This is a genomic window from Rhodococcus quanlei (assembly GCF_055231015.1).
On the sequence record NZ_JBUYWD010000011.1, the window covers coordinates 288,013 to 304,944 of the forward strand.

A 16,932-nucleotide genomic window follows, 5' to 3' on the forward strand; every position below is an offset into this window, starting at 1 on the left:
GTAGAACTCGAGAAGCAGGAGTTCCTAGTGGAACTGGCCCTCTTCGGTGGAGCCCTTCAGCGCCGCGGTGGACGTGTTGGGGTCGACCGTGGTGGCGATGCTGTCGAAGTAGCCGGCGCCAACTTCACGCTGGTGCTTGATGGCGGTGAAGCCACGCTCCTCGGCAGCCTTGAACTCACGCTGCTGCAGGTCGACGAACGCGGTCATGCCCTCGCGAGCGTAGCCGTGTGCCAGATCGAACATGCCGTAGTTGAGCGAGTGGAAGCCGGCCAGGGTGATGAACTGGAACTTGAAGCCCATCGCGCCGAGCTCGCGCTGGAACTTCGCGATGGTCGCGTCGTCCAGGTGCGCCTTCCAGTTGAAGGACGGCGAGCAGTTGTAGGCCAGCAGCTGGTCCGGGAACTCGCTGCGAACCGACTCGGCGAACTTCTTGGCGACCTCGAGGTCCGGCACGCCGGTCTCCATCCAGATGAGGTCGGAGTACGGAGCGTAGGCCTTGGCGCGCGCAATGCAGGGCTCGATGCCGTTCTTGACTCCGTAGAAGCCCTCGGCCGTGCGGGTGCCGTCGAGGAATTCACGGTCGCGCTCGTCCACATCGGACGTGATGAGCGTCGCGGCCTCGGCATCGGTACGAGCAATGACGACGGTCGGCACGTCCGCGACGTCAGCCGCGAGGCGAGCCGAGGTCAGGGTGCGGATGTGCTGCTGCGTGGGGATGAGCACCTTGCCACCGAGGTGTCCGCACTTCTTCTCCGACGCGAGCTGGTCCTCCCAGTGCGAACCGGCGACACCGGAAGCGATCATGGCCTTCTGCAGCTCGTAGACGTTGAGCGCGCCACCGAAGCCGGCCTCACCGTCGGCGACGATCGGTGCGACCCAGTTCTCGACCGAGGTGTCGCCCTCGACCTTGGCGACCTCGTCGGCGCGCAGGAGAGCGTTGTTGATGCGGCGAACGACCTGCGGAACGGAGTTTGCCGGGTAGAGGCTCTGGTCCGGGTAGGTGTGACCGGAGAGGTTGGCGTCACCGGCGACCTGCCAACCGGACAGGTAGATGGCCTTGAGGCCCGCGCGGACCTGCTGGACGGCCTGGTTACCGGTGAGGGCACCGAGCGAGTTGATGTAGTCCTCGTTGTTCACGAGGTCCCAGAGGATCTCGGAGCCACGGCGGGCGAGGGTTGCCTCCTCGACGACGCTGCCCTGGAGCTTCACAACCTGCTCAGCGGTGTAGTTGCGGGTAACGCCCTTCCAGCGCGGGTTGGTGTCCCAATCCTGCTGGATTTCAGCTGCGGTCTTAGGGGTGCCGGTGGTCGACATCAAGACTCCACTCTCTAGATTGCTGGCTCCGGTACGGATGTACTGCTTCACATCGTTGCCAGGCCTTTCGGATGTACTTCCTGAGAATGGCACAACCAAAAAGTGCCGTCTACCTGTTGCTAATGCCAACCTTGGCTAGCTTTTGAATCCACCTTGCTAAGTTTGCAAATGTTCTTCCGAACCAAGCAAATGCTCGGGATGCGCTTTCGGGACCGGCCCAACGACCGCATGTGGCTATCTACCTCGGGGTTAGCAACCCACACCCACTGCTTGAACAGTCATCATTTTCGTCGCCCGGATTCCGATTCGATCGGATCGGCCTCACACCTCCCGCACGGCGCTCTGTGAGCACAATCACCTCGTCGCAGGAGCCCCCGATCTGCGTGCCCGAGTCCGGGCGTACTGCACCATGGCGATGACCGATGCAACGACCGCCAGCGGCATAGCGAAGAGCAACTTGCCCCAGAATCCCGCCGCCCAATTCACGAGCCCAGTGACGGACAGAGCAGCGAAGGCGGCGACCGTCATCCAGGACACCCACAACCGCATCGCGAGTGCCGCTACAACGGGCGGCGTCACCAACAGCAGCCCGAGCCAGACGAACGGCCACACGCCCACCCATTCGATCAGCGGATCATCGCACTGCAAGCGCGCAGGGGCGTCATCGTTGCTGAACTCGCCGATCTTTGCGCACGACAACGATACGTTCGATATGGGCGAACCAAGGGCCGACAACGCGATGGCAAGGGCACCGGCAGCAAGCGCCCACCACGCGACTCTCAGCTTGGACATGGCGGCAGTGTAGCGGCGCTCCCAACGGGACTGAGTGCACACAAATCGATCTCGCATACGGGATGCCGTCCGCAAACCGGATTTGTGTGCAGCCACTCCCGCTTTCCCGTGGCTAATCCTGCAAATGATTCGTTGCGAATGCCACAACCCACTCGTAGCCTGGAGAAATGTCGAAGACCTTCGTGGGTGCCCGGCTTCGCCAACTGCGGACCGAACGCGGGATGAGCCAGGCCGCTCTCGCGAAGACGCTGGAGATCTCGGCCAGCTACCTCAATCAGATCGAGCACGACGTACGGCCGCTGACGGTGCCGGTGTTGCTGCGTATCAGCGAGGTGTTCGGGGTCGACACCACCTTCTTCTCGTCCCAGGACGACACCCGCCTGATCGCCGAGATGCGAGAGGTCGCCCTCGACCAGGAGATGGGAATCGAGGCCGACGCCCAGGAAATCGCGGAGATGGTGTCCACTCACCCCGGCCTGGCGAAGGCGATGGTCAACATGCATCGCCGGTTCCGAAACACCACGGCGCAGTTGGCAGCGGCGACGGAGGACCGCTTCAGCGACGGCAGCGGTAGCGGCGCGATCACCATGCCCCACGAGGAGGTGCGCGACTACTTCTATCAGCGGCAGAACTACCTGCACGAACTGGACACGGCAGCCGAAGAGTTGACTGCTCGGATGCGGTTCCACCGCGGTGATGTGGCCGGCGAAGTCGCCCGGCGGCTCCAATCGGTCCACGATGTGCAGATCCAGACCCGCATCGACCTCGGAGAGGGCGTCCTGCACCGGTACGACCCCGAGACGAGAGTGCTCGACATTGCGCCGCACCTGTCGGGGGGACAGCAGGTGTTCAAGTTCGCCACCGAACTGGCGTATCTCGAGCACGGTGAGCTGATCGACAAGTTGGTTGCGGAAGGCAACTTCACGAGCGATTCGTCGTTGGCACTCGCGCGACTCGGCCTGGCCAACTACTTCGCCGCGGCGACGGTGCTCCCCTACGGCCAGTTCCACGACGTCGCCGAAGACTTCCGTTACGACATCGAGCGCCTGTCTGCCTTCTACTCGGTGAGTTACGAAACCGTGTGTCACCGACTCTCGACGCTGCAGCGCCCCAAGCTGCGCGGGGTACCGTTCATGTTCGTGCGCGTCGACCGCGCCGGAAACATGTCGAAACGACAGTCCGCGACCGGGTTCCACTTCTCCACCAGTGGGGGCACCTGCCCGCTGTGGAATGTGTACGAAACCTTCGCGTACCCGGGCAAGATCATGAACCAGATCGCGCAGATGCCCGACGGCCGCCGCTACCTGTGGGTCGCGCGCACCGTCGAACGTCGAGCAGCTCGGTACGGCCAGCCGGGCAAGACCTTCGCCATCGGGCTCGGGTGCGAAATCCGCCATGCCCACCGCCTCGTCTACGGCGACGGTCTCGACCTCGACGAGTCGAACCCGGGAACGCCCATCGGTGCAGGCTGCCGGGTGTGCGAAAGACTCAACTGCCCACAACGCGCCTTCCCTCCGCTGGGCAAGGATCTCGACATCAGCGAGCACCGAAGTTCGGTGTCGCCTTACGTGATTCGATAGCACGCACCGACTACTCGCTGTAAGCAAGGTCACCGGACTGTGTGACCGATGCGTCCGCTATCGTTGCGCAGCCAATCCGGTAGATGCCCGTTCGACGACACAGGGGGACGATCCCATGCAACCAACCCAAGACCCGCCGATCCAAGAAAACCCGAGCGAGCCCCCGCCACCAGCACCGACGCCCAAGCGTGGGCGATTGATCGTCGGTGGAGTCCTCGTGGCGGCCGTAGTTGCTGCGGGCGCCGGGTTCGCCGTGTTCGGCGGCGACGATTCGACCAGCGCAACCGGCACGAACTCTGCCTACGCCGAAGCCGATACCCCCGCGGAGCGGCTGGCGGCCGCGGTGGAATTCACCTTGGCGGATGGCACTGTGACGATCACGACCACCACCGATGGCGTCGAGCGCACTGCACTGATGGATCATGCGAACGGCATCATGTACACCGAGATGCCGAAGAACCCCATGACCGGCGTGGCATCCACCATGCTCATGCGCGGTGACGAGATCCTGGTCCGATTCGCCGAAGACACCCCGTTCGCTGAGGGCGACCAGTGGTACCGGATGCCGGCAAGCGAATCGCAGATGGCTCCGAAGCTGACACAGACCATGGATCCCGAGTACGCACGGTCGTTCCTCGACCTCGCACAGGATGTGAAGGACGCCGGAACCGAACAGGTGGACGGTGTCGACACCACACACTTCGTCGCGACGTTGGACACGCGGGCGTTCGCCGAAAGGTCCTTGGAGAGCATGTCGGCCGGGCAAGGGTCCGAGGGCGCTACTCCCGAGATGACGGAGCAGGCGATCGACATGATGGCGTCGATGATCCCGGATACCAAAGACTATTGGGTGGACGAATCCGGCAGGATCCTCAAGGAGTCCGACGGAAATCAGGTCATTCGGTATCAGGGGTTCGGCGAGCCCCTCGACCTGCCCGAGATCGACGAAGCCGCGGTCAAGGAACTGCCGAACCCCTGACCGGCAGGGACGGGTGCTACAGCGAACGCCCGAGTGCCCGTCCCGCTGCTCGTCCCGAGAAGATGCACCCACCGAGGAAGGTGCCTTCCAGCGCGTTGTAGCCGTGGACGCCACCGCCGCCGAATCCGGCGACCTCGCCGGCCGCATACAAACCGTCGAATGTACTGCCGTCGGGACGCATCACCTGTGAATCGAGGTTGGTCTCGAGACCGCCCAACGTCTTGCGGGTCAACAAATTCAGACGCACGGCAATCATCGGGCCGAATTTCGGGTCTTGCAGCTTGTGCAGCTTCCCGACTCGGGTCACTTTGTCCGGCAGGAAATTCTGCGCATTGCGAATCGACATGATCTGCATGTCCTTGGTGTACGCGTTGTCGAGTTCACGATCACGCGCAGCCACTTCCTTCTCCACCTGCTCGTAGTCCAGTTGCGGGCCGGGCGCGATGGCGTTCATGCCGTCCACGAGGTCGCGCAGGTTGTCGCGCACCACGAAGTCCTCGCCGTTGTCCTTGAATGCTTCGACGGGGCCGGTCGCGCCCTTCTTCACCCGCTGCAGTAGCAGTTTGAAGTCTTTTCCGGTCATGTCCGGGTTCTGTTCCGAGCCAGAGAGCGCGAATTCCTTCTCGATGATGGCCTGGGTCAGAATGAACCACGTGTAGTCGTGACCCGACCGTGCAATGTGTTCGAGTGTTCCGAGGGAATCGAATCCGGGGAACGCAGGCACCGGCATCCGACGGCCGGTGGCATCGAGCCACAACGACGACGGGCCTGGGATGATGCGGATGCCGTGGTTCGGCCAGATCGGATCCCAGTTCTTGATGCCCTCGGTGTAGTGCCACATGCGGTCCCGGTTGACGATGTTGCCGCCGGCATTCTCGGTGATGCCGAGCATGCGTCCGTCGACATGCGCGGGCACGCCGCAGATCATGTTTTCGGGCATGGGCCCCATTCGTTCGACAGGCCAGTTCTTCCGCACGAGTTCCTGATTCGCACCGATTCCGCCCGACGTGACGACTACCGCCCGGGCGCGGAGATCGAACTCACCGATGGCGGTGCGTGACGAGGCAACTCCACGCTCCTCGGTCGACGGTTCGAGGACCGTCCCGCGAACACCCACTGCTGCACCGTCTTCCACGATCAGCTCGTCCACCTGATGCCGGTACGCGAACGTCACGAGACCATCGGCTACGGCACGCAGTACCGGTTCCCGGAACACCCGCACCACCTCGGGGCCTGTCCCCCAGGCGATATGGAAACGGGGCACAGAGTTGCCGTGACCGTTGGCCAGACCGGAACCACGTTCTGCCCAGCCCACGTTCGGCATCAACTTCAGACCGAGTTCGGAAAGGTACGAACGCTTCTCACCTGCCGCGAACTCGACGTACGCCTGCGCCCACTGCCTTCCCCAATGATCGTCACGCTCACGGTCGAATCCGGCCGAGCCCATCCAGTCCTGAATTGCGAGTTCGTGCGAATCCTTGATGCCCATGCGTCGCTGCTCCGGCGAATCCACGAGGAACAGCCCGCCGAGTGACCAGAATGCCTGCCCTCCGAGGTTGGCCTCGTTCTCCTGATCGACGACAAGCACACGCTTGCCGGCTTTCGCCAACTCGTGGGTGGCCACCAAACCGGCCAACCCGGCTCCGACGACGATGACATCTGCGTTCGCTGACATTCCCGACTCCTGGCGTGATCGCGGTCCATGGCGTGAAGTGCACGCCCCGAACGAATCTATACGGCGATGCGACTCGGGGCGTGACCCACGTTACGTATGCTCGCGCACGTACCGCGATTATGGGTACTGGACGCAGGAGGCACCGTGACATCTCGAACACCATCGCAGGCACCCCGAATACCGCCCGGACGATTGAAGGAACTCGGCCCGGTCAACTGGGTCGTATGGCGCGTGTTGTCGAAGGCATCGGGAGCACGCGACGCTCATCTCTTCAGCACACTCGGCCGCACCGGCGGACTGTTCCGAGGATGGTTGCACTACTCGGGCAAGCTCATGCCCGGTGGGAGACTCTCCCGGTACGAGGCGGAACTGGTGATCATTCGCGTGGCTCACCTGCGCGAATGCCAGTACGAGATGGACCACCACGAACGGCTGGGTCGGCGCGCCGGCATCACAGCCGAAGTCCTGGACCGAATTCTCGAAGGCCCCGACGCTCCGCATTGGAGCGACAAACATCGCGCACTCCTGACCGCAGTGGACGAACTGGTCACGACGAAAGACCTCACCGACGCAGCGTGGGGCGCCCTCGCCGCCCACTACGACGACCGCCGCATGATCGAGATCGTTCTCCTGATCACCCAGTACGACGGGTTGGCCACGACCATCGGTGCTCTGCGACTCGACCGAGACTTCTGACGGGCCCGGGCCGGTCGGCACGCCCGTCTTCCTGTGTTCGAGACCGGTCACGAAAGAAGGTCGTGCCGGTACAGAGGCCAGGTGCTTCCGGCCCAGAAGGCCGCGGCGGTGAGGGCGAGGGTGACCACGATGACGGTGAGATCACGCGGGGTGATCTTCAGGTAGGCGAGGCGGATGTCGCGGCCTCGCCGATCGATCGTCGCGTAGGTGAAGCCGCGGGTTTCGAGTGCTTCGACGGTGGTGCGCACGGATTGCGCCGTGTTGAGAAAAATCGGGTAGAAGGACAACACGACCATCTTCACCCAGTGGGTGAGGTGCCGGACACGCAGCGGGCCGGCGTTGCGCGGAGGCGCGGAGCGCAGGCGATAATTGTCGAAGACGGTGTTGAACTCCTCGACGAGGATCGGGAGCATGCGGTATCCGTAGCTGACGGCGAAGGCCAGCAGGGGTGGGGCTTTCAGCGACAGTAGTGCGTCGGAGAGCTTCTCGGGGTCCAGGGAGACGAACGCGGCCATGGAGGCCATGGAGATCGCGCCGAGTTTGAGGGTGAACTCGGTCAGAGCGAGGACGGTGTCGAAGTTCCCTCCGAACATGAGGGCGGCCAAGACGATGTAGACCGTTTCCATGAGCAGCCCGAACACGAACAGGCTCAGGAGAAGCGGCCCGACTCGGGCGAGGACGACAGCGGCCGCGCCCATGACGAAGAAGATCGCCAGGACGGTGAGGTTGTGGGTGAACCAGGGTGCGATCGCGAGAATCAGATACCAGCCCAGCACCGCGCGGGGGTCCATGGAGGAAAAGAGTCCACCGCGGGTGGCGTAGGCGGCGCGGATGAGTTCGAGTTTGACCCACTCCACGCTGAGGACGTCACGTTGCTTCCGTGCCATCAGTGGGCTCCTTGGTTGACGAGGGCACCGGCCGGCGCGGCGAATCGGGCGGTGAACTCCGCGACGCTCAGGGGTGCGGGCGCCATCCCGACCGCCCGTCCCAGCTCGGTGATCTGCGGAGGGACGAGGTTGGCGTCGGTGAGCAGATCGGGTCGGTCGAACAGTTCTCGAGGTGACAGGTCGGCGGCGACGGTGCCGTGGCTCAGCACGACGACACGGTTGGCCCATTCGGCGACCAGGGTCATGTCGTGGGTGGCGACGACGGAGGCGGCGATCGTGTCGGAGAGTTCGTCGAGCATGGCGATCACCGCGTCGCGGCTGGCGATGTCGAGGGACGCGGTGGGCTCGTCCAGGAGCAGTAGCGTCGGGCGCATGGCCAGACCGATGGCCAGGGTGGCGCGGCGCTGCTGACCTCCCGACAGCGTGCGGCCGTCGCGGTCGGCGAAGTCGGTGAGACGGACTTTGTCCAGTGTCCGGTCGACGAGTTCGGCCCAGTCCGCGGCGCCGCGTCCCCGGGGGAAGAGCGCGATGTCGGAGCGGATGGATTCCCGCAGGAACATCTGCTGGGGGTGCTGCCACAGGTAGGCGACATGGTCGGCGAGCCGGGACGCCGAGCGGGTGCGGGTATCGATTCCGTCGACCGTGACCGTGCCTTCGCGGGGAACCATGACCCCGGCCAGCAGCTTCAGCAGGGTGGTCTTGCCGGAGCCGTTGCCGCCGACGAGGGCGATGCGGTCGCTGCGCCTGGTGGTGAGATCGATTCCGTCGAGCACCGTCTGGAGCCCGGCGGTCACGGTTCGGTAGCTGTGCCGAACCCGGTCGGTGCGGGCGACGATGTCGGGCTGCGCGGTGGTCTCGGGCTGCGCGGTGGGCTCGGGTGCCGGCCGGGCAGGTGTCGGTGGGTGAGGCACGCCGGCGTGGGGTGCGGGCCCGAGAAGTTCCGCTGCGGCGGCGACCGTGCGCGGTGCATGGAGGTGCCCGAGCGACTGAGCAGCCTGAACGACCTGGGGTGCGGGGATTCCGTGCTCGGCGAGTTCGGCAGAGCGATTGACGGCCTCCTGAGTCGGAAGGTGCCACACCGGGCTGCCCTGGTCCATCAGAATCACCGAGCGGGCGAAGCGCGCGATGAACTCGGCGTGATGCTCGATGGTGACGACGGTGATGCCGTACTGCTCGTTGAGGACTTCGAGGCGCTGGTAGATCTCCAGGGCTCGAGCAGGGTCCACTTCGGCCACCGGTTCGTCCACGACGATGATCTCCGGGCGCATGGCCAGCACCGACGCCAACGCGGTCAGATGTGCCTGACCGCCCGAGAGTTGCCAGACGTACCGGTCGGCCAGCTCGGTGACGCGGAGCATCTCCATTGCTTCGGCGGTGCGTTCGGCGTGGTCGGCGAGCCCGAAATTGATCGGTGCGAAAGAGATCTCGTCGCGCACGGTGGGCCGCACCAGCTGGTTCGTGAAGTCCTGGTAGACGTATCCCACACGGCTGGACAATTCGGCGACGGTCGCGGTGTAGGTGTCGATTCCGCAGACCTCGGCCGTTCCGGCGAATTCGCCGGACCAGTAGTGGGGAACGAGACCGTTGAAGGTCTTGCACAGGGTGGTCTTGGCCGAGCCGTTGCCACCGACGATGCTCACGAAGTCTCCGGCCGCGATGCTCAGGTTCACGTTCCGCAAGGTGTCCTGTGTGGTGCCCGGATAGCGGAAGGAGACGTCCTGGAGACGGATGACGGGGTCGACGGTCACGGGCGGGCCCCGGGATCCGTGATGCCACCGGACGTGGTGGAGGCGTGGTCGTCGCTGTGCGCGGCTTTCTTCTGCGCGGCGCGGAAGAACACGATGGCCAGGGTGAGGACAATCAGTAGTGCCGCCACCGAGATCCACAGAAAGCCGACCCCGTACTGGTCGACGAAGTCGGGTTCGAACGAGCCGATGCCCACATCCCACGCCTCGAGGAAGGCGAAGAAGAACGACGCGATCGACATGAGTATCGCGGCACCGACGAACAGGCCGGAGCGGGGCGCCTGGCCGGGGAAGGGCTCGCCCGGCACTCGCGGGCGCAGGCCCATCAACGGTTCGATACGCCCGTGCAGGGCCGGGACGAGCCACATCGCGGGTATCGCCCCGAACAGGATCCCGGAGATGATCAGGTCGGTGCCGAACCCGATTCCTTCGAGAAGCAGCATGGATTCGGGTAGTCCCTCGACGAACTCGGCGTCTTCCACACCGATCCAGACCTTGCTGAGGTCCACCACCGCGGAGAGTAGTTTGTCGATGAAAACCAGCAGGATCGCTCCCGTGGCGATCTGGATCCGGTTGTTGGGGTTGCGGATCACCGACCCGGCGATGAAGATCGCCAGGAACATCTGAAGGTATCCCTCGACCTCGCTCAGCCCGGAGAAGTCGCCCATGAGCAGATCGGTGAAGACGATCTCACCGAGCGGGGCGCCCAGGGCGACCCAGAACGGGCTGAGCAGCGCCGCCAGGGTCAGAGGGATGAACACGAAGTAGGCCACCGAGAAGTCCACGGGGCCGATCGTCACGTCGGGGATGATCTCGAGGAGGATGTTCGACAGTCCGAACATGGCCATCGACAGCACGAAGATCATGAGTTTCTGCGGTGGGTTCAGCTCGAATCGGCCGACGCCGCTGGGCCCGCGCACGGTTCCGGCACGCTGGTAGTCGGTGAACATGACTGCTCCTGTCTGGTCGAGGTACTGGAAATGGCGGTCAGGAATGGGCGGTGATCAGAGACAGTGCGTCACCCGGTTCGGTGACGACGGCGGTGGCCACCCCCTCGGTGAGGGCGTGTTGCAGTGCGTGTTCGTCGCTGCTACCGCCGCGCACGAGTACGCGATGCGCGATGCCGCACGCGGCCGCGCCGGCGGCGTCGTTGACCGGTTTGTCGCCGAGGAACCAGGTGCGCGCGGGGTCAGCGCGGGCGATCGCGAGTCCGGCCCGGATGATGCCGGGGTCGGGTTTGCGTGTGCCGAATTCGTCGGAGGCGACCACCGCGGTCACCAGGTCGGTCAGACCGTGACGGTCCAGCTGCGCCCGCACCGAGTCGCCGGAGACGGTATTGGAGACCACCACCACCCGGTGCTGGTGCGCGACACACCATTCGAGGAGTTCGTCGACGCCGCGGCGCATCGTGCGACGGGACTTGGCCGATCCCCACGCCGCCATGAGTTCCGACGCTTCCGAACGCAGCAGTGCAATGGTTCGTGCCGACTGCCCCGCACCGCCGAACCGGGCCCAGAACGTCACGGGGTCGATCTCCGTGTACCCGGTCTGGTCCGCCTTCCGACGTCGGTTCGCCGCGAGTGCCCGCCGCAGGATCTGCTCGGCGACGTCGGCGGAGGATTCCTCTCCCACATCGGGACCGATGAGGGAGGCCAACCTGTGGATGAACCCGGCAAGTGCTTCGGGGTCGGGTTCGGCGCGGGAGATCACGCCGCCGTGGTCGATCAGCAACGCAGCGCCCGAATTTGCCGTCACACGCTGTGGACGCCCGGTCCCCGAGCGTGCGGTTCGGGGACCGGAATTGTCGAGGATCTCCAGCAGTTGTGCGGGTGTGTCCAGCACAGCGTCGGCCCGGTCGTGTACGGCGAACGGCGGGAAGTCGGTGTGATGGCATCGGGTGACGACGACGGCTCCGGCTCCGGCGCGGCGCCCCGCCACGACGTCGCGATCCTGTGTGTCGCCGACATACCAGCACTCACCTGTATCCACACCCAGGGCGTCCGCGGCGAGTGTCAGCATGTCCGGGTGCGGCTTGCGGATACCGACCTCGTCGGAGTAGATCTGCACACCGAACGCATCGGCCAGGCGGTGTTCGGCCAGGATCTCCCGGTGTGAGGCACCCGAATGGGCGTTGGAGACGATGCCCACCTGTATCCCCTGCCGTCGGCACCGGGACAGAAGTTCCGGTACACCCGGGCGTAGGTGGTGGTCCGAGATCATTCGGTTCTGCGCCCGGACCAGTTCGTGGGCGCGGGAAGCCAGGAACTCGCGGGGTCCTTCCGGCAGGTCGGAGACCATGAAGTCGGTGATCACCTGCCGGTGAGTCAGTTCGTTGGGTTCCAATCGGCGACTCGAGGCATTTTTCCAGTGCTTCAGCGCGGTCAAACCGGCTTCGACGGACGCGAGTAGCCGCTCGTGGGGAATCTCGAAGCCCGCTCGCTCCAGTAGGCCCCCGTACAGGCACGCCAGTTCCTGTTTGCCTCCGGGACGCTTCGAGGTCTCGAAGACGACGCCACCGAAGTCGAGGAGCAGAGCGTGCGGCGCGTGCAGCAGCGCCGACGGCTTCGGGGCCGTGTCAGCAGGTGCTGCAGGGAGAATCGGGGTCATGAATGCAGGGGCCTTCCGGCGATCGGGTGTGTCGATGCGGCTGACGGTAAGGATTGGTTCTGACCTGGAGGTGGCGCACAGATGAACGACTGGAACGTTCCAGATGTGAAGATCGGGAACGTTCCAGTCACGGCTCGGTCGAGGTGCTTGCCGCAGATCCGGAACGGACACCGAACCGTGGTAGAAGAGAAGACGTGCCGCCACCCGACACCGGTTCCCTCCGCCCGACCATCGTCGACATCGCCCGTGCAGCGGGGGTGTCGAAATCGCTGGTGTCGCTGGCCCTGTCCGGGAAGCCGGGGGTCAGCGAGACGTCCCGCGACCGGATCCTGCGGGTTGCCGACGACCTCGGATACATCTCCAACACCTGGGCACGCTCACTCGTCAGTGGACGCACCCAGTTGATCGGGGTCGTGGCCACGGACGTCTCCAGCGCCTACAACATCGACGTCGTCACCGGCGTGGAGGACGAAGTGGCCGAATCGGGGTACGGAGTGCTTCTTGCGCACGGTCGCCGGGATTCCGGGCAGCTCGAACGTGGTGTGGATCGGATGCTCCGGCTGGGTGTCGACGGACTGATCGTGGTGTCCTCCCGCGTTCGGCGTGCACAACTGGATTCCGCTGCGCGAAAGCGACCGGTGATCGTGGTGGGGCGGCCTGGCGATGCCGGAGACCTCGTCGACGTCGTCCGTAACGACGACGAACTCGGGGGCCGCCTCGCCGTCGAGCATCTCGCTCGGGCCGGCCATCGCCGCATCGGGTTCGTCGCGACGTCGACTCGTGCCGCCGTCCGCGCTCGAGGATGCGCATACGAGGACACCATGACCGACCTCGGGTTCCCCTACCGCTGGACGGCGACCGGGTCGGTTCGCCTCGATCCGGCCTTCGCCCGGCGCGTCGTGGACGCCGTGCTGAACGAGCCGCGATCACATCGCCCCACCGCACTGTTCGTGTCCACAGACGAGACGGCGATCGGCATTCTCGGCGCCGCCATCGATGCCGGACTCCGTGTTCCCGGCGACCTCGCGCTTGTCGGCTACAACAACTCCGCCATCGCGTCGGTGATGCGGCCGACCCTCACGAGCATCGACCAACCACGCAATCGAATGGGCCGACTGGCCGTCGCACTCCTTCGGGAGCGGTTGTCCGGACGCACTCATCAGCGTGTCGAGATCATGACACCGCAACTGAAGCCGCGCACTTCGTCGGAGTCGGTGGGCCGGGACGCCGGTGAACCGGAGGCATCTTCCGTTGACTCCGGATGATTCACGAGACCCCTCGTCTGAAGCAGGAACCTCGACACACGTGAAATCGGTCGGGGAGCCGGATCAGCCTGTGGTGATGCCGGCGTCGACGCGGGCTGTGACTGCCTCCCCCCGGTGCCGCGACGGATTGAGGACGAGTTCGACGAGACAATTCCCGGCTTCGAGGTCGGGCAATACGTCGACCGCATAATCGGCCCCGAGGGCTGCGGCGTGGTCGTCGAGAACCCGTTGAATGAGGCCGCGCTGAATGCCCCGAACCACTTCAGGGTTGCTGCGGGCGATCGCGGCCAGTGGGCACGTGCACAGTGTGATGCTATGAGTGCCGAATGCGTTCGTGGCCGATTTCGTTTCGAAGCCCAACTGTTCGAGGGCGTCGATGACGAGTGCCCCTGCATCCGTCGTGGATGTGGGAGCGAGGGTGAGCATGCCCACCCACTCGGCACCGACCTCGAATGCACGGAGTTCGCGTTCGGCGGTGTTGCCGCCGATGCGTGATGCGAAGAGTGCGACGAGGTCCGCGTAGGAGGGCTCTTTGACCGCGATGTATCCCAGTCGCGGGCGACCCACCTTCTCGGCGGCGAGCGCCTGGGTTCTGACGAGCCCTTCGTCCATCAGCCCGGTGAGGTGAAATCGGACCGTGGTGACGTGCAGGTCGAGGGCCTCGGCGAGGCTGTGTGCGTCGAGGGGGCCAGCGGATTCGCGCAGCAATGTGCGGATCCGTTCCCGTTGCTTCACCCGACGTGTCAACACACTCCCCTGTCGCGCTGTGAGACCCTTAGGCGAGGGTCACCTTATTAAAAGGAGAAAACTCCTCTATAGTCGTCGTCATGGAGACGACCGATACACCGACCACGTTACGACCGGGCCGCACTGGACCCGGAACTGTGGTCACCCTTGCTCTCACTCTAACCGCGCTCGCCTCCGTCGTCGTCGCCGTGGCGGCGGTCGTCATTGCCATCGACGTGCGCGGACAGGACCGCCAGGTCGCGTCCGCCGCGCCATCGGATGCGGCAATTCTCGCCGCGCTACAGTCCCTCGCCGCCGACCGCGGCGCGGCAGCACTTCCCGCCCCGGAACCGGTACCTCCCGCAGAGGAGGGCGCGGCGCCGGAGGGCATCGAACCCGAGGCCCCTGCCCCCACCGGCGGGACCCCGCCGGCCGCACAGGCACCTGCCCCAGCAGGCCCGGGCGCCCCTGTGGAGGCTCCGGCACCCACCGCGCCGGCCCCCGCTGCGTCGGCGCCATCCGTCCCGGCGCCGAGCGCGGCGCAGCTGACCAGCACCTTGCACGCGGCGGTCGATCCGTCCCGTTCCCTTTCGTTCCGCCAGTCGCACGTCGAACGCGGCCAGGAGGCCGGGGCGGTCCTCGAACAGATCGGCGCCCGCGCAGGGGCCATGCTGCAGGTCGTCCGGCCTCGCGTCGTCGATCCGATCGACTTCGACGGAACGAGCGCATCGGGTCGCCTGCAGGTGACCTTCGCTGGCGCACCCGGACCGGAGACGCCGCTGCGTCTGACCTTCGTCTTCACCGACGGAGCATGGAAGCTGTCGGCACGCAGTGTGTGCGATGTGGCGTCGTTCAACGGATTCGCATGTCCTTCCGGGTACGTGCGGTAGCGGCACGGTCGCTCGGTGCGAACAGGGAGGTCCACCTCTTGACCACGACGCGAATAGCCAGGTCCACAAGCAGCGCGCACGTGATGATCGCGAGCGTCCAGGCGAACAGCTTCGGTGTCTGCAACAGAGTCCGTGTCTGTGCGATGGCCGCACCCACACCGTCCGGCGCCGACAACAACTCGGCCATCACCGCGACTCGCACCGAACCGCACGCGACAGCTCCCGTCGCCGCCACGATCGGTGGAAGTATCGACGGTGCGACGATGAACGCCAACCGACGCGTGCGGCTCAACTGCAGGCCGGTGCCGAGCTCTATCAGATGCGGATCGATCGACTGCAGAGCCGACGTCGTGGCCGCGGCGATGATCGGCACCATCACGGTCGCACACACGATGATCGTGATGGACGGGTCGCTACCCATCCACAGCACGAGGCACACGATCAACACGATCGGCGGCAGACCCTGCAAGATCGCGCGCAAGGGTGCAAGCACCCCGTCGACGAACGCAGAGACCGTGGCCGCCCACCCGAACAGGATTCCGACACCGAGCGCGAGCATCGTCGCGGTGCCCGCGCGCCCGAGCGTGACCGCCAGCTCGGTCGCGAGCGAACCGTCGACCAGGATCTCCCACAGGGCCGCGAACGTCTGTGCCGGGCTGGGCATCACGGCCGGGGATTGACCCGATGCCAACCAGTGCCAGGCGCCCAATAAGGCGAGTACGAACACGACGGCGCCGAGGACGTACCGTGGCGACCGACCCCGCAGCGGCGATCCGTTCACTACCCTCGGCCACCCGCATAGAAGCCGGCGGCAGGCAGTTCGCCGCCGATCGATTCGGGCACCGTGTTCATGAGCGATTCGTAGAGCACTTCGGTGTCGGCGCGCCCCTCGGCAGCGGGAAGGTACGTCGGGCGCAGACCTGGCAGGACCCGACCGACAACCTCGGTGGGAATAGGCACCACATCGGCGATCTCGCTCGCACCTCGCTGCGGGTCGGACACGACGTCGATGACGGAACCGAGCAGGTTCGCCTGCAATGCCTCGACGAGATCGGGGTACTGGCGCGCGATTTCGCCACGCAGCACGAACCCTGCGAACGGAAGTGTCGACGCCTCGGTCCGATGCGTCCAGACGTCCTGCACGCTCTGGGCCTTGACGATGCCGTCGGCCGCTCCCGCGACGACCGTCGCGAGGTGTTCCGGAAGGATCGCGTAGCGCATCGATCCGGAGGTGAGGCCGGTCGCGATGTCGAGTGGGGTGGGGTGGTACTCGAGCGTGACGTCCGCGTCGTCGCCCTGATAGGTCATTCCGGCATTGTCGAGTATCTGCCGGGTGACCAGATCGATGATGTCGTTCTCGAACGGGATGTGCACGGTCTGCCCACGCAGATCGTCGAGCGTGGTGCCGTCCGGCCCCATCAAGTACACGATGTTGCCGCTCACCGTGCCGACGAGGACGAGGTCGATGCCCTGCGCACACAGGTTCGCGGCAATGTTGATCGGCATGGCCGCGAGGTCGTAACGGCCGGCAATGAAGTTGGTGCGCAACTCTTCCGGAGTACTTGCGGTGCTCGTAGCCGTGGTCTCGACGCCGAGCGAGGCCACATCGGTCAGCGGCGCCGCCATGGCCACGTTGTTGGCGACACCGACGTTCAGCGACTCCGGCAGGCCCGACCGGGCGTCGGTGCCGGCGGCGCCGGTGCCGCAGGCCGTCGTGTCCTCGGCTGTGCTACACGCGGTGAGAAGAGCGGCCGCTACCGACAATGCCACGACCAT

15 protein-coding genes are annotated in these 16,932 nt (G+C 65.3%); 5 read left to right on the forward strand and 10 right to left on the reverse strand.

Translation table 11 applies throughout. From position 1 onward, the window contains the following. Window positions 1–24: 24 nt before the first annotated feature. Window positions 25–1,314, reverse strand: a complete 1,290-nt coding sequence (aceA, locus tag ACZI8Q_RS10330) for an isocitrate lyase (RefSeq protein WP_463373418.1) — start codon at window positions 1,312–1,314, stop codon at window positions 25–27. Window positions 1,315–1,668: 354 nt separating this feature from the next. Continuing rightward, window positions 1,669–2,106: an ABC transporter permease gene (locus tag ACZI8Q_RS10335; RefSeq protein ID WP_463373419.1), complete on the reverse strand. Its 438-nt coding sequence runs from the start codon at window positions 2,104–2,106 to the stop codon at window positions 1,669–1,671. A gap of 167 nt (window positions 2,107–2,273) precedes the next feature. On the opposite strand from ACZI8Q_RS10335, the gene ramB reads away from it, so the two are divergent. Further along, window positions 2,274–3,686 carry an acetate metabolism transcriptional regulator RamB gene (gene ramB / locus ACZI8Q_RS10340; protein ID WP_463373420.1) on the forward strand — a complete coding sequence of 471 codons (1,413 nt, stop codon included), beginning with the start codon at window positions 2,274–2,276 and terminating at the stop codon, window positions 3,684–3,686. A 115-nt stretch (window positions 3,687–3,801) separates the two neighbouring features. Further along, window positions 3,802–4,665 carry a hypothetical protein gene (locus ACZI8Q_RS10345; protein WP_463373421.1) on the forward strand — a complete coding sequence of 288 codons (864 nt, stop codon included), beginning with the start codon at window positions 3,802–3,804 and terminating at the stop codon, window positions 4,663–4,665. A 16-nt stretch (window positions 4,666–4,681) separates the two neighbouring features. Here ACZI8Q_RS10345 and ACZI8Q_RS10350 read toward each other — a convergent pair whose 3' ends face one another. Next, window positions 4,682–6,340, reverse strand: a complete 1,659-nt coding sequence (locus ACZI8Q_RS10350; RefSeq protein ID WP_463373422.1) for an FAD-binding dehydrogenase — start codon at window positions 6,338–6,340, stop codon at window positions 4,682–4,684. A 144-nt stretch (window positions 6,341–6,484) separates the two neighbouring features. On the opposite strand from ACZI8Q_RS10350, the gene ACZI8Q_RS10355 reads away from it, so the two are divergent. Next, the gene (locus ACZI8Q_RS10355) at window positions 6,485–7,036 is read left to right on the forward strand and encodes a carboxymuconolactone decarboxylase family protein (RefSeq protein ID WP_463373423.1); all 552 of its coding nucleotides are present in this window, start codon (window positions 6,485–6,487) and stop codon (window positions 7,034–7,036) included. A gap of 47 nt (window positions 7,037–7,083) precedes the next feature. On the opposite strand, the gene ACZI8Q_RS10360 is transcribed toward ACZI8Q_RS10355, so the two are convergent. From ACZI8Q_RS10360 to ACZI8Q_RS10375, 4 genes are read right to left on the reverse strand one after another with little or no spacing between them, the layout of a single operon-like run. Then, the gene (locus ACZI8Q_RS10360) at window positions 7,084–7,923 is read right to left on the reverse strand and encodes an energy-coupling factor transporter transmembrane component T family protein (protein ID WP_463373424.1); all 840 of its coding nucleotides are present in this window, start codon (window positions 7,921–7,923) and stop codon (window positions 7,084–7,086) included. Next, window positions 7,923–9,671 (reverse strand): ABC transporter ATP-binding protein, encoded by a 1,749-nt coding sequence (locus tag ACZI8Q_RS10365; protein ID WP_463373425.1) that lies wholly within the window; start codon window positions 9,669–9,671, stop codon window positions 7,923–7,925. Before ACZI8Q_RS10365 ends, ACZI8Q_RS10360 begins: the two co-directional genes overlap by 1 nt. Further along, the gene (locus ACZI8Q_RS10370) at window positions 9,668–10,618 is read right to left on the reverse strand and encodes a hypothetical protein (protein WP_463373426.1); all 951 of its coding nucleotides are present in this window, start codon (window positions 10,616–10,618) and stop codon (window positions 9,668–9,670) included. Before ACZI8Q_RS10370 ends, ACZI8Q_RS10365 begins: the two co-directional genes overlap by 4 nt. A 37-nt stretch (window positions 10,619–10,655) precedes the next feature. Then, window positions 10,656–12,275, reverse strand: a complete 1,620-nt coding sequence (locus ACZI8Q_RS10375; RefSeq protein ID WP_463373427.1) for an HAD-IA family hydrolase — start codon at window positions 12,273–12,275, stop codon at window positions 10,656–10,658. Between the two features lie 194 nt (window positions 12,276–12,469). Between ACZI8Q_RS10375 and ACZI8Q_RS10380 the strand changes: the two genes are divergently transcribed. After that, window positions 12,470–13,540: a LacI family DNA-binding transcriptional regulator gene (locus ACZI8Q_RS10380; protein ID WP_463373428.1), complete on the forward strand. Its 1,071-nt coding sequence runs from the start codon at window positions 12,470–12,472 to the stop codon at window positions 13,538–13,540. 63 nt (window positions 13,541–13,603) lie between these two features. On the opposite strand, the gene ACZI8Q_RS10385 is transcribed toward ACZI8Q_RS10380, so the two are convergent. After that, window positions 13,604–14,275 carry a helix-turn-helix transcriptional regulator gene (locus ACZI8Q_RS10385; protein ID WP_463373429.1) on the reverse strand — a complete coding sequence of 224 codons (672 nt, stop codon included), beginning with the start codon at window positions 14,273–14,275 and terminating at the stop codon, window positions 13,604–13,606. A gap of 92 nt (window positions 14,276–14,367) precedes the next feature. Here ACZI8Q_RS10385 and ACZI8Q_RS10390 point away from each other — a divergent pair, with 92 nt between their 5' ends. Continuing rightward, window positions 14,368–15,156: a hypothetical protein gene (locus ACZI8Q_RS10390; RefSeq protein WP_463373430.1), complete on the forward strand. Its 789-nt coding sequence runs from the start codon at window positions 14,368–14,370 to the stop codon at window positions 15,154–15,156. Here the strand turns inward: ACZI8Q_RS10390 and ACZI8Q_RS10395 are convergent. Together ACZI8Q_RS10395 and ACZI8Q_RS10400 are read right to left on the reverse strand one after the other, a co-directional pair. Continuing rightward, window positions 15,119–15,937 carry an ABC transporter permease gene (locus ACZI8Q_RS10395; protein WP_463373431.1) on the reverse strand — a complete coding sequence of 273 codons (819 nt, stop codon included), beginning with the start codon at window positions 15,935–15,937 and terminating at the stop codon, window positions 15,119–15,121. The two genes, ACZI8Q_RS10390 and ACZI8Q_RS10395, sit on opposite strands and share 38 nt — an antisense overlap. Beyond that, window positions 15,937–16,932 (reverse strand): ABC transporter substrate-binding protein, encoded by a 996-nt coding sequence (locus ACZI8Q_RS10400; protein WP_463373432.1) that lies wholly within the window; start codon window positions 16,930–16,932, stop codon window positions 15,937–15,939. The genes ACZI8Q_RS10395 and ACZI8Q_RS10400 overlap by 1 nt, the downstream gene beginning before the upstream one ends.

Coding starts and splice junctions, on each gene's coding strand:
- aceA (WP_463373418.1), bottom strand. CDS start 1,314: ATGTCGACCACCGGCACCCCTAAGACCGCAGCTGAAATCCAGCAGGAT.
- ACZI8Q_RS10335 (WP_463373419.1), bottom strand. CDS start 2,106: ATGTCCAAGCTGAGAGTCGCGTGGTGGGCGCTTGCTGCCGGTGCCCTT.
- ramB (WP_463373420.1), top strand. CDS start 2,274: ATGTCGAAGACCTTCGTGGGTGCCCGGCTTCGCCAACTGCGGACCGAA.
- ACZI8Q_RS10345 (WP_463373421.1), top strand. CDS start 3,802: ATGCAACCAACCCAAGACCCGCCGATCCAAGAAAACCCGAGCGAGCCC.
- ACZI8Q_RS10350 (WP_463373422.1), bottom strand. CDS start 6,340: ATGTCAGCGAACGCAGATGTCATCGTCGTCGGAGCCGGGTTGGCCGGT.
- ACZI8Q_RS10360 (WP_463373424.1), bottom strand. CDS start 7,923: ATGGCACGGAAGCAACGTGACGTCCTCAGCGTGGAGTGGGTCAAACTC.
- ACZI8Q_RS10370 (WP_463373426.1), bottom strand. CDS start 10,618: ATGTTCACCGACTACCAGCGTGCCGGAACCGTGCGCGGGCCCAGCGGC.
- ACZI8Q_RS10375 (WP_463373427.1), bottom strand. CDS start 12,275: ATGACCCCGATTCTCCCTGCAGCACCTGCTGACACGGCCCCGAAGCCG.
- ACZI8Q_RS10390 (WP_463373430.1), top strand. CDS start 14,368: ATGGAGACGACCGATACACCGACCACGTTACGACCGGGCCGCACTGGA.
- ACZI8Q_RS10400 (WP_463373432.1), bottom strand. CDS start 16,932: ATGGTCGTGGCATTGTCGGTAGCGGCCGCTCTTCTCACCGCGTGTAGC.